We start from the raw sequence: 12,698 nt of genomic DNA, 5'->3' as shown, positions 1-12,698 counted from the left end.
GTCAGAAATGGTTTTGACGGCCGGCGTCGGCTACCTGCGACTCGCCTATATTTGCGGCTGAGTGACTTGGCCCCTGCCTTTAGTTTCACCGTCGCGATCAAACGGAGTGTTCCAAATCACCAGCTCAAGTGCCACGGCTATTTGGATCCGGTAGTCGGCAAACGGAACCGGCAACAGATCCTGAGCGCGCTCAAGCCTGCGCAGCAGCGTATTGCGATGGGTCCCCAGCACTTCAGCGGTCTGGGTGATGTTGCAACCATGGGCCAGGAATGCATGTAACGACTGCTGTAATACCCAGGACTGCGTCGCCAAGCGGCCCAGGGTGCTGACAACGAATTCTTTGGACGCGCGGGCGTCTTGCGTGATCAGCGACATCATCCTGACCTGGTCTATGGTGGCGACGGCGGGCGCTCCAGCAAGCCTCCCCATGAGTCGCTGGGTTGCCAGAGCTTCCAGATGTGACTTTCGAAAACCGTTGGGCCCCGCTGCCAAAGATCCTGCCGACGCGCGGTGTTCTGGATACTGGTTCGAGACGTCGCGCAGCTTGTTCACGTCCAGCGGCTTTGCCGCGCTGCACCAAACCCACAAGGTGGCGGGCCCTGCCGATACGATAAGGGGCGACGTCGATCCAGTGAGGCGAGCCAGGGCGCGCGCCATATCCTCCAGATTCCGGATGTCGGCATCCGGGGTCTCGCTCCAGACGAGGTAGGCAAAGTGTTTCTGGGAAACGCTGTAGCCCAGGCGTCTACCGAACTGCTCGGTATCCACCTCTCTGCCATCGAGCAGCCGATTGACCAAGCTCCGTTTGTCGACGTGGTCATCACAGGCCTGAACGCTCTTTTCTTCCCGGATAATCTGCGTCACCAGCCGCATGTTGCCGTCGATGAATTCGGCAATCGACCGCGACGACACGTCCAGGAATTCCTCGAGCACCACCGGATCCCGGGTCATTTTGAAAGCCATCTTCATCCACAGCTCCCAGGCAGTGTTCTGTGTCGACCTCGCGACATTCATCAACAACTCGGACAGCCCTCTGCGGGCGAGCTCCCTGGCCGTGTCCACCATGTCCGCCGAGACGTAGGGCTGCACCGGCTCTCCAGGGCGCTGCAGATTGGCGTTCGCCCAGTGCAGCAACTCTGCCCGGTTGGCGCGTCGACACGCCGCGAGAATGACAGGATCCTCCAGCAGCCTGGCATCTTCCGGTGAGGAGAAAAGCGCCTGGTTGAGGCGCTCGACCCACTCCGACGGCAGTGTCTGAGCGAGCTCGGCGCCTTTGCGCAGGAGCTCACGAACGGCTTCCGAGGGGTGCGGCCAAGGGGTTGTCGTACTGGTCATGGGCAGTGCAAATCACTCAAAAAATCCAGGGAAAATGGTGCAGTTCGTACCTTGGCGCAAGGTCAGGGGAAACCTAGCATGAACTCACTGCCTGAACAAAAAATACAAGGGGGCACCGTGACGCTCCGTGTTCTTTTTTGGGTTTAGCGCAGTGCAAGCGGGCCTGCTCGCCGATGCCCGTTGACCAGACATCAACCCGCCTGCGCCAACCGTTCTTTCAATCTGGAGTGCTTCAATGTCAGCCTCTCGCGATACCTTACCCAGCCTGCCCGTTGTAACCCGCTCGACTTCAGCGCAAGAGATTGCGCAACTGAGCGACGGAGCAGGTGCGGTCATCATCCGCAACTTCATGACCCTCGAACAAGTCGAACGGATCAACCATGAACTGGACGCCCCCCTGGCCGCGCTCGATGCCGGCTCCAAGCACGAGCACGAGCTGATCGCCGAGTTCCATGGCCATCAAACCAAACGGCTGACCAACCTCGTCACCCACAGCAAGACTTTTCGTGAGGAAATCCTTGATGACGACCTCTTTCACGAATTGGGGACCGTGCTGTACGCCCCCGAATGCGGTGACTGGTGGCTGACCACGGCCCAGTTGATCGAGATCGGCCCGGGCAACAAAGCACAAATGCTGCACCGCGACATGGCGCAGTACCAACCGTTCGTGGCCATGAACAGACGCGCGCCACGCGCCATCACCAACCTGATGCTGGCGCTCACCGACTTCACCGAGGAAAACGGCGCCACGCGCCTGATCCCTGGGAGCCAGGATTGGGAAAACTTCGACGATGTGGGCACGCCGGAGATGACGATCCCTGCCCTGCTGAAAGCAGGGGATGCCTTGCTGTTCGGCGGGAAAGTCGTTCACGGTGGCGGGGCCAACGTGACCGCTGACGACTACCGTCGCGGGCTGACCATACCGATGCAGGCTTCGATCATCACGCCTGAAGAAGCCTACCCGTTGATCGTGCCGCTCGAGCTGGTCAGAACGCTCGCTCCACGCGTTCAGAAGATCCTCGGCTTCCGCTCTCAGTACCCCAATGGCAGCCCGGGCCTGTGGCAACATAACTACGCCGACCTCGCAGACTACCTCCAACTCTAGAAAACTCCCCCGCCGGCTTGTCTACCTGAAGGTGCGACGATCACTCAAATGCCCAGCCAGGCAAGGAGGCCAGGCATCGGTTTGCGATGCTTGGCCTCTGGACCGATGGCCGGTAGATACCTCCCGGCCAGCCCTTCATTCTGGATGGGGCATGACCCCACGACGTGAAAACAGAACCGGTATGCCATCGGCGTTGAACAGCGCCGCCGTCAGCGAGAGGCCGTCAGCCGACTGCATTTGCTCGAAACTGTGCCCACCATCACTGCTCTGAACCCTGAACCCGTCCAGGCCGACCGCCAGCACTTGAGCACCCGCTACCGCGACGGCGGTGACAGAGCCCTTGCTTTGAGTGGGTACTCTGCGAAAACGCTTGCCATCGGCAGAGCCCTGCAACAGGGTGCCACGCTGGCCACCCAGCAGCAGACGTCCATCGGCCAGTACCGCGCCCGACCACAGGGTGCCTTCGTAACCGGTGTCCAGGTAACGCCAGTTTTTCCCGTGGTCGTCGGAACGCAGCACCTGCCCATGCTCAGCGGTGGCGTAAAGCGTGCCGCGGCCGTCGGCAAACAGCCCTATCAGGTTAAGGTCGGCCCGCGTGGCCCCGGGCGGTGCGTGAACCGCCTGCTCGGCCCACGTCCGGCCCCCATCTTCGGTGGTCAGCACCAACGACCACAGGCCTACCGCAACGCCCTGCCGGGCATTGAAAAAGTGCACGGCGAACAGGGGCCGGTCTTCTTCGGTGGACAGCCGCTGGATCTGCCAGGATTCTCCGCCATCGGTGGTGGCCAGGATCGCGCCCCAGTGACCTACCGCCCACCCGCGCCTGGCGTCCACGAACGACACCCCCGTCAACGGAGTGGACAGCGGCACCGAGCGTGCCTGGCGCCACTGTTTGCCCTGGTCATCGGACAGCAACACAACACCGTGGTCGCCAACGCCAACCATGCGTTCCCCGGCCCAACCAGCGGCCAGGACGGTGGCCTGCGTGGCGTTGCTCACCTGTGCGGCCGGCACTGCTTGCAACGGCGCAGCATGGACGGACATCAACGGCAACGCGGCAGCGAGTAAGGCCGCGGTAAATGAAATCCTCAATTTCATGCTTGTCTCCTCAGTGCAGCAGCGCGCCGATCAGGCGCACGGGGCGCTTGCGCGGGAACACCCGCTCCAGCCAGACGGCGAAAGCGGGCAGCACAGTCATGGCCATGACCATGTTGACGATGAACATGAAGGCCAGCAGCTTGCCCATGTCGGCCTGGAACTTGAGCTCCGAGAACGCCCACGTGGCAACGCCGACTGCCAGGGTGATGGCGGTGAAAATGGTCGCGACGCCCACCTCCAGCAGCGCGTACTCGACGGCCTTGGTGATCGACTGACCATGGGCCTGGTGCAACTGCAGACGGTTGTAGATGTAGAAGGCGTAATCGACGCCAATGCCCACCGCCAGCACCATCACCGGCAAAGTGGCAATGGTCAGGCCGATCTGCAGTTCCTTCATGAACCAGTAGCCAATGAACGTACCGATGGTCAATGGCAGGCAGCACACCAGGACCGCTCGCCAATCGCGATACACAGCGAAAACCAGCAGTGCGATGGCGGCATAGACGTAAAGCAGCATCGGGGTTTCGCTTTTTTCCACCTCTTCGTTGATAGCGGCCAGGACACCGGCATTGCCTGAGGCGAGGCGAACCGAAATGCCCGGCATCGGATACTCGCTGCGCAGCGCCTTGGCGGCTTCCACCACCCTGTTGATGGTCGTCGCCTTATGATCGGCCAGGTACAGGTGCACGGCCGACATGCTGCAGTCGGTACGCATCAGCCCGGGCGTGCGCGCAACCTCGGTGGCCAGCGCGGCGTAGTTCATCGGGTCAATGGGTACGGCCGCCATCTTCGGGTTGCCTTCGTTGTAGCCCTCGTTGAACTGGCGCATGGTGGTGGAGAAGGACGCGACCGAGAGGACGCCGGGCACCCCCTGCATCGCCCACACGAAGCGATCCTGGTATTGGCCCAGGGCAACATCCTCACAGGCCACTTGACTGTCTTGCCCAGCGGTATCTCGATTGACTTCGAACACCACGCTGAGCCAGTCCAGACCGATGTCGTAGTTGCTGGCGATGGCGACGGCGTCGCGATTGAAGCGCGAGTCTTCGCGCAACTCTGGCGCACCCGCCTGCAGCGTGCCAACGACGCGGTCATGGCTTTGCCAGAACGCGACCAGAAAGACCACCAGGGCCACGCCCAGCACCCACTGCGCCCTGCGCGGTTCGGCGAGACGAGCCAGGCCTCGTAGCCAGCGGGACCGGCGCTGTCGGGAAACTTCCTGCGCGGCCGCGTACTTGTCATCCACGCGCAGCAAAGACGCCATCAACGGCAGCATCACCAGGTTGGTGACGATCTTGTAGGCGACGCCAAGGGATGCCGTGATTGCTAGCTCCTGCACCATCGGAATCGGGATCAACAGCAGCGTCACGAAGGAAACCAATGCGGTCACCAGCGCCAGGGTTCCAGGGATCAGCAAGCCGGTGAAGCTTGAGCGCGCCGCCGCTTCGGCGCTCTTGCCGATCACGATCTCGCGAACGATGAAGTTGATTTGCTGCACGCCATGGGAGACCCCGATGGCGAAAACCAGGAAGGGCACCAGGACCGCCAGCGGGTCCAGGCCGTACCCCAACAGGCGCAGACTGCCGAACTGCCAGACCAGCGAGGCCAGCGAACAGACCAGCGCCAGCAAAGTGAAGCGCAGCGAGTGGCAATACCAGTACACCGCTCCCGCCGTCAGCAGCAGCGCCAGCAAACAGAACTCCAGCACGGCTGAAGCGCCGTCTGCGATGTCGCCGATCTGCTTGGCGAACCCGATGATCTGGATTTCGAATGCGTCATCCTCGAATTGCTGGCGGATCTCCTTCTCCAGCCTGTGGTTGAACTCGACATAGTCCAGATGGTCGCCCTTGGCATCGAACTCATTGAGCTCTACCGTGATCATCGCGCTGCGCTGATCACGAGAAACCAGCGTGCCGATGAAGCCGCCCTGGGCTGTGGAGTCGGCAATCGTCGCGATGGTCTGGTCGTCCAGGTGCTCCGGGGAAACCGTACCCGGTACCAGCGGATCGGCGCGAAAACCTTCTTCGGTGATTTCATTGACGAAGGCATTGGGTGTCCACAGAGAACGCACACTGCTGCGCGACACGCCCGGCAGGAAGGTCAACGCCTGGGTGACGTCATACAGGCGCTTCAACCCTGCGGCGTTCCAGATATCGCCCTGTCGGGCCTTGACCACTAGAGTCAGGCGGTTCGCCCCCATCAGGTCGTTGCGGTAGGCCTCGAATGTCTTGATGTATTCGTGGCCGACCGGCAATTGCTTTTCGAAACCGGCATCCATGCGCAGTTGCACGGCGAACCAGCCCATGAACAACGTGAACACCGCCAGGCTCGCCAGCACCAACCTACGATGCCCGAACAACACACCCTCGACGCGTGACAACAGGCCACGTGCCGGGGCTTCAGATAGTTTTACAGAACCGTTCACGGCAGGCCTCACAAGGTGCGGGAGATCGCGATGCCGACATAATCGCGGTCACGATACAGCTGGTCATAAGGCGTATCGCCACCCATGAACTTCGCGTAGTTGAGGGAAACCTGCCAACTGGCTGGGTTTCGTACGAAATTCAAGTAGAGATTCATGCTGCTCGCGTCCTCGGTGAAGGTGGCGCTGAGGTTCGGCGTTCTGCCTCCCAGGGAGCGCGAATAGAAGGCACCTGGCGTGACCTGCCACCCTGGCAGCAAGGTGCCGTCATAGGTCAGGCTGAAATCGAGGTTGATACCTGATGAGGTCTTGTCGCCCCGAGGTTTGGGCGCTGTCGCGGGGTCCAGTTGCCAGGTATTGAGCCCTGCGGCGAGCGGCTCGCCATTGACCTTGTCATGCAGCCCTGGGTACTTGATGACCACCAGCTCGGTCAGCAAAGTGCCCGTGCTGGCTGCGGTGAAATCGAGGAACTCCGAGGAGTTCGAAGGCGTGAAGCTGTAAAGGCCGGTGAGGTGCCACTGGAATTTCTTTTCGTCTTTCCAGCATTTTCCGCCATTGCCGGAGCACAGGTCGATGGCCGGGTTGAGCATGACGGAGTCCTTCGGTCGGTACGAAAGCTCCGTACCGACAGCCCAGTCACCGACCGGCATGTTCGCGCTGATGCCATACATCATCCGGTCTTCCTGATATTCCCAGGTCGGGGCCGCGGCGAAGGTATTCGGGTCAAGAATGGCGACGCGCAATGACGGCAACTTGTCGTGGTAACGCATCACGTAGAGACCGTAATTGATGTCGCTGTCCTCCGGTTGCCAGCGTAGCGAAAGACCCCACTGGCCGCTGTCGCGGGCTTGCTTCTCGGAGAACCCGTAGTCCCCCCTGCCCTCACCCAGCGCGTTGTTGGTGGACCAGTAGCTGCCCACCGGCGGCAACTCGCTCTTGTTCCAGCGGAACTGATAGTAGGCCTCGACATTGACGCCCGAACCCAGGCCCGAAGCGACACTGAGCATCGGCGCCGGCAACACGGCCTCCTTGAGCTGCACGCCGGGGCGCGCCAAGGCCTGGTAGTCGTAGGCGTTGGTATTGTTGATACCGCCGGCCACGAACAGGCTTTCGCCCCAGTTGATCACTTGGTTACCCAAGCGTGCTCGCACCCGCTGCTCGCCCACGTCGAAACCTTTGCTCACCCATAGGTCCAGCAGACGAGCCTTGAAGGCGAGGTCCTCGCGCGCGTCGTCACTCAGCCCGTTGCCGCCTACGCGCTCAGGGGTGTTGAACGACAGCGTGCCAGTGGTATCGGTGGCGGCGAAATCGCGGATCCAGGTGCCACGAGCCATGAAGGTGACGTCTTCGGGCATCTTCAGCAACAGCTCATGGGTACCCTTGAGATAGTTGGTGAACAGGTCGCCGCGATCGTAGTTCAGATCGCCCTGGTCAGCCACGCCGGAGCTTTGCGCCAGACAGCCGGAGGGTACGTTGTGCCCGGTTGGCCCCTGGTTGATCAGGTTGCAGCCCCGCGACTCGGTGCGCACGCCCAAGCCTGCGCTGATCGTGGAGTCGAAGGAGCCATTGAGGGTTTCGGTTTCAAATGTGAACCCCATTGCCAGCGGGGTTGCGCACACGATGGCAAGGCCTGACGCTTTAGATATTATTTTTTTCATGTTGCCTCTCGATCTGGCGTGGGCTTAACGCTCGCTGATGGCACGCAGGTTGTCAGAGGTGAAGAAGTCGCGTTTCAGGCGAGGGTTGCCACTGTCTTCGGTGAGCCAGCGGATATCGTTCTTGCCCGCGCCGATGGTGGTCATGTCGAAGAGGTAACGGCTATCGACCAGGTTGTACTGGACCTGCGCCTGCACATCGCACGCACCGGTCTCGTATACGGGGATCGAGAACCCTTCACGTACTTTCCAGATCTGCCCCTGCTTGTCATAGTCAACGGCCAACAACGGGTTCCAGCTGTCCTCGTCGACATAGAACAGGCGCTTGGACGCCTGGTGGCGCATGCCCTGGCGAACATTGGCCTCGACGACCCAGACGCGATGCAGTTCATAGCGACGCGATTGCGGCGCGATGGAATCGTTGCCGGCGAAGGTTTCCACCTTGGCTGTGGTGTCATAGGCACCAAAGGCGTTGTATGGCACCAGCAGTTCCTGCTTGCCGATCAGTTTCCAATCGAAGCGGTCCATGGCGCCGAAGAAGACATTCGCCTCGTCGACGGTGTACTGGTTGTCGAGCCCGATCTGCGGAGCGTCGTAGGAATAAGACGGCATGCGCCTCACCCGGCGCTGACCGGGAAAGTAGTAGAACGTCGTGGCCTGCTCGCCGGCTACCGATGTCTGCACCCCAGCCTGGCCGGCCAGCGCCGCTGGCTCCTGGTAACTGGAAAACGTCGCGTTCTCCAGACGGCCAACGGACGAAAACAGTGCATTGCCTTTCTTTCCCCACGGCGTGAAAAAGAAGGTGTCGGTCGACTGGCGCAACCATTCCCCGCCCTTGCGCGGCGAAATTCCTGAGATGCTTTTCGGAATTTCGACACCTACACCGCGGTAGCGCATTTTCATGTTCCACATGACCTGCGCGCCGGTGGTCGGGAGAGGAAACGGGATGCCTGGGACATGAGCCTCTTCGAGGGCAAGCCCGGTGGCGTCGAGCTTGGCGAAACCAACGTTCTGCCGAGTATTCTCAGCTACGAAATCCGGTACGCCGCAGGTTCGGCGGGTTGGGTAGACGTCCATGCGGTAACCCGGGATTTTCTTGAACAGTTCGAGCTGAGCTGGGGACAGTTTGCTCGCGTGCTGCGCCACCGTGCTTGAGTCGATACTGTAGAGGGGCTTGTCGCCCTTGAACTTCCAATGCTCACCGCGCACCTGTCCATAGCTCCAACCCTCCCCTTGCGGCTCCGGAGTTCTCCAGGCCGGGATATTCCCGCTTGAATTTGCGGCCACCTCGCCGCCCAGCGGCGTCAGCTTCGAACCCAACGCTTCGGTCCCCTGGGGCGCAGCCTGTGCCGAACAGATCGCGGTCGATACCGCGAATGTAGCCAGCAGCTGCCTGAAAATACGGCGGGCGGGCACGTCGACTTCCTGCCATGTAGATACTTTTTTCATTAGAGGCTCCTCGAACAAAGGGCCTGCACCGGCTACCCGACCTTCCCATGGAAAGTGGCGCCTAACGCAAGCTGATCATCTGACATGATCAATTGACCATGTCAGATGATCATAAAGCAAGCGACATGCCAGAAGTTCTCCTAGAGCGATTAAGTCAGATAAATCAGTTAGTTAGTCGCTAGTAGCGATTTAAGTTGATTGAGTGTTTTTAAGTTAATGGGAAATAAAGGAACAGGTGTTACCCCTAATTGCCCTTCCATGGCGCGCCGGTTAGTTATCCGCGCCCCTGACAAGTCGGCGAACTTGTTGCGACAGGTTTTACTTTTTCACTGCATATTGCCAATCATGAAAATGGGTCATCATTTCCAATAAAAAAAAACCGCCCCTGGAGGCGGTAAAGAAGCAGGGCCAGGGCCCGACTTGGAGTTTTAGATCAACGAAACAGCATCATACGTAGCGCCTTTGCTTGATCTAACGACAGACAAGCAATGCCTCAGTTGAGTTGTTTCTAGAACGCTGAAGTGCACCATAAGCATAAAACGACTGAGCAATCGAGTACGACCATGTCAAGAAAGCAAAGGTCATGAATACCATCTTTGTGTCGTCACCCGGAATTGGAAAGAAATCATATCGCAAGGCTATCGTCAGTCCAGCCACACCACTCAGGGTGGTGGCAAACGCATGCTCAAGCTCTCTGGCCCGGACCAGTAGCCAAACAAAATAAGCCAGGTACGCCGTGTAAGCCAACCACATCACCACATAAAAATATGGGAGAAGCGCTTTGAATGAACTGGATAGGAAGTAAACGGCTGCGATCGCAAAACCAGCCAGGAACAATATGATGTCACTCGTCACGGAAGGCTTGTAACTATGCGTTACGGCCATCAAGCCAAGCGTTGCAATAATAGGAATTCCAATTCCTCTGGAAAAGGCATCGAGATACATGGCGACATTATAATTAGCCAACCAACCCGTAACGATGAAAACCATGAAATTCGTTGCCGATATTCCTACGATCAGAAACTCTCCGCCAATCAGATAGTTTCTTCGCCTGATGAATGCCACCCCATAATACAGACCGCAGCTCATTAGCAGCACACAGGCGGCCAGGACACTCACTTCTATAAGTTCCACGATAACAGCCCCTGTCAATAAGGTCGCGTCGTTGTTCTGCACTTGCCCGTAAGACAAACGTCTGATTAGCGTGCGTGCTGAGTTATTTGACCTGCATCAGTCATTGTGCTTGTACGAGCAGGTCAGAATCCCTGCCGTAATCAGCTGGCCAAAGACCTCAGGTCGCTATCAATTTTGTCTAGTGCGTCTTGAGAAATCAGCCCGCCGGAATATTTCGCCGCGGTTACCAAAGCGAAACCCCGGACCATGCCGATCTGCGGATGTTTATTGATACCGGGCAAGTGCTTTTCGAGGACTTGGCTTGTATTGACGTTGTCCAGCAACTCACCCACTTTCGATTCGATTGAGTACGCCATGTACTGTCTCCTTGGTTGTGCCCTGTCGGGCAGAATTCAATACGCGGCAGACTGCACGAACTCTGAAAACAGAGTCCCCCATCCATGCCGCTGCGAAATTTCAACAACTCCAACCACTGCGGGCTGAGTGATATTTCCATAGAGCGTTGCACCCAACATGGGTCGCTTCATGGCAGCTCAAGATCGTCAGAACCCTTTTCCCGGCTCGGAAAAAGCAGGCATGTCCAAGAGCGCTTGCGGGTCTCGCATCTGGCCATCGAGTTCCACCCAGCCCAGCAACGTGGAGCTCACACTCCAGCCCAGCAGGCGTTGCATTTCTGCGGGGAGCTGGCGCACCCGCTCAATGGGAATGGACAGGAAGTGATTTTCTTCGAGGCGCAGGATGGCCAAGTCGTACGCCATGGTCAGGCCAGTACGAGGAGACGACGTGGTATTGGCGCCACCGCCGTGATAGACCGACCCCAGCCACAGCAGCGCAGAGCCAGCCTTCATCTCAGCGGCGATGGTTTCTTCCTGGGTCGGCATGCGCTCGTCATCCCATTGGTGACTGCCCGGAATAACGCGCGTGGCACCGTTCTGTTCCGTGAAGTCCGAGATGGCCAGCATGATTTGCAGGCGGGCCTCGCGCCCGAACTGCGGATGTCGCCACAGCGAGGTGGCATCGTCGCGGTGCAGCGGCTGGAGGCCTTGCCCCGGCCCGATCTGAATGGCCTGGGTAATACTGAGTTGGATGTCAGGCGCCATCTCGATGCGGTCGCTGCCCACCCAGACATGGGTAGGTGTCTGCAGGATCTGCTTCGCTGCCCCGAGGAACAACGGGTTTAGTGCAACCTGCACCGCCGTATCGCTTCGCCCGATGATGCGAGCGACACGCCGGGTTTGCGTGCCTGCGAAATAAGGGTCCTCTCCGCAAGGCGTGGCATTGAGGTAGGTGTCCAGCTCTTCGGTGAGGCACTTGAGCGTCTCCGGCGAGACGAAATCGGCAATGATGACCCCGCCGTCGCGCCGAATGATTTCCACCACCTGTTCGACCGACGCATCACCGCTGACTGTCGAGAGTTTTCGTGTATCCATCTGCCTTCTACCTGTCTGGTTTTATCATTTTTCTATCCAGCGAGCCTGGGCAACCGGCTCGTCCGACCGGGCGCCAATCACCATTGCCCCGCTTCTAGCGCTACCAAGGCCGGGTATCAGCTGCTCGGCGAGGTCATGATTCATGAATATGGTCATTTGATCAAGTCGTTTGATCTTAAATTTTCCAACGGCACCGTCGCGACGTCCGTCAAGGTGAGATCCGGCGTTCAACCTCCCTCCTGACACCGGCTGCGGCCCCGCGAAAGGAATGGGGTTCATCGGCTCATCTCATGGATCGGGAAAAGACTTTGCGATAGCATTCGTCACCGCCGACGCCGGACCCGGCGGAGGGTGCAACGCCGAAAGGGGAGAACGCTGAATGGCTCGGATAGGCGCGGAAGAGCGCAGGCAGGATTTCATTGAAGCGACCATCAAGGTGATCGCGGAACACGGCGTAGCCAACGCCACGACGCGACGCATCGCGGCGGCGGCAGGTTCGCCGCTGGCCTCGCTGCATTATGTTTTTCACACCAAGGAAGAGTTGTTCTATGCGGTCTACGAGTCCCTGATCAACATGCCGCAGCAATCGCTGCTGCATCCTCCGGCAGGCGCCAACCCCGCGGAGTCGGTCGGGGAAATGCTGCGCCAGTTGGTCAAATGGTTCATCGCACATCCCGAACGGGCCATCACCCAGTTCGAACTCTTCTTCTGGAACCTGCGCAACGACCCGGAAATGGCAGCGAAGATCTATACCGTTTCTATCGAAGCGACTCAGCAGGCCGTCCAGAAGGCGACTGGCGATGCGCTGGATCAGACTGCACTGATGACCGTCAGTCGACTGCTCATCAACCTCTTCGATGGCTTGCTGCTCGCCTGGACCGCCCACGGCGATCCCGAGCGCCTGGAAGCTGAGACCGAGACCGCCTGCCAGGCCGTCAAGCTGCTGGTGGCCAGCTACTGAGACGCCATCCGGATGTGCCGTGCTCCGGTGTGACACGGCAATCCGACGATTCAGTTCATAGCCAGGCGAACTGCCGCATCCTGCCGCGCGCATCTCTTGCCAAACCGCT

The 12,698-nt window shown here is 59.4% G+C and carries 10 protein-coding genes; 2 read left to right on the top strand and 8 right to left on the bottom strand.

Translation table 11 applies throughout. The features are described 5' to 3' along the window. Positions 1–45: 45 nt before the first annotated feature. Complete coding sequence (locus ACLEJR_RS12400) at positions 46–1,335, bottom strand: PucR family transcriptional regulator (protein ID WP_440814263.1); 1,290 nt, start codon at positions 1,333–1,335, stop codon at positions 46–48. 235 nt (positions 1,336–1,570) lie between these two features. Between ACLEJR_RS12400 and ACLEJR_RS12395 the strand changes: the two genes are divergently transcribed. After that, positions 1,571–2,440: a phytanoyl-CoA dioxygenase family protein gene (locus tag ACLEJR_RS12395; RefSeq protein ID WP_440814261.1), complete on the top strand. Its 870-nt coding sequence runs from the start codon at positions 1,571–1,573 to the stop codon at positions 2,438–2,440. A 135-nt stretch (positions 2,441–2,575) separates the two neighbouring features. On the opposite strand, the gene ACLEJR_RS12390 is transcribed toward ACLEJR_RS12395, so the two are convergent. The 7 genes from ACLEJR_RS12390 to ACLEJR_RS12360 form a co-directional block, all read right to left on the bottom strand. Continuing rightward, complete coding sequence (locus ACLEJR_RS12390; protein WP_440814259.1) at positions 2,576–3,538, bottom strand: WD40/YVTN/BNR-like repeat-containing protein; 963 nt, start codon at positions 3,536–3,538, stop codon at positions 2,576–2,578. A 10-nt stretch (positions 3,539–3,548) separates the two neighbouring features. After that, on the bottom strand, positions 3,549–5,963 hold the full coding sequence (locus tag ACLEJR_RS12385) for an efflux RND transporter permease subunit (protein WP_440814256.1): 2,415 nt from the start codon (positions 5,961–5,963) through the stop codon (positions 3,549–3,551). A gap of 8 nt (positions 5,964–5,971) precedes the next feature. Next, positions 5,972–7,618, bottom strand: coding sequence for a DUF1302 domain-containing protein (locus ACLEJR_RS12380; RefSeq protein WP_440814254.1), 1,647 nt, complete (start codon positions 7,616–7,618; stop codon positions 5,972–5,974). Positions 7,619–7,642: 24 nt separating this feature from the next. Next, positions 7,643–9,064, bottom strand: coding sequence for a DUF1329 domain-containing protein (locus tag ACLEJR_RS12375; protein ID WP_440814252.1), 1,422 nt, complete (start codon positions 9,062–9,064; stop codon positions 7,643–7,645). Positions 9,065–9,535: 471 nt separating this feature from the next. Then, positions 9,536–10,183 carry a hypothetical protein gene (locus ACLEJR_RS12370; protein WP_440814362.1) on the bottom strand — a complete coding sequence of 216 codons (648 nt, stop codon included), beginning with the start codon at positions 10,181–10,183 and terminating at the stop codon, positions 9,536–9,538. 155 nt (positions 10,184–10,338) lie between these two features. Next, the gene (locus ACLEJR_RS12365; RefSeq protein ID WP_440791812.1) at positions 10,339–10,554 is read right to left on the bottom strand and encodes a hypothetical protein; all 216 of its coding nucleotides are present in this window, start codon (positions 10,552–10,554) and stop codon (positions 10,339–10,341) included. A gap of 186 nt (positions 10,555–10,740) precedes the next feature. Continuing rightward, the gene (locus tag ACLEJR_RS12360) at positions 10,741–11,628 is read right to left on the bottom strand and encodes a phytanoyl-CoA dioxygenase family protein (RefSeq protein ID WP_440814251.1); all 888 of its coding nucleotides are present in this window, start codon (positions 11,626–11,628) and stop codon (positions 10,741–10,743) included. A 379-nt stretch (positions 11,629–12,007) separates the two neighbouring features. On the opposite strand from ACLEJR_RS12360, the gene ACLEJR_RS12355 reads away from it, so the two are divergent. After that, positions 12,008–12,589, top strand: a complete 582-nt coding sequence (locus ACLEJR_RS12355) for a TetR/AcrR family transcriptional regulator (RefSeq protein ID WP_440814248.1) — start codon at positions 12,008–12,010, stop codon at positions 12,587–12,589. Positions 12,590–12,698 lie beyond the last annotated feature (109 nt).

It is taken from the genome of Pseudomonas sp. SMN5 (assembly GCF_052041925.1).
In the GTDB taxonomy this organism is placed as follows: Bacteria; Pseudomonadota; Gammaproteobacteria; order Pseudomonadales; family Pseudomonadaceae; genus Aquipseudomonas.
The sequence above is the reverse complement of the archived record's forward strand: the minus strand, read 5'-3'. Positions and strand labels throughout refer to the sequence as shown.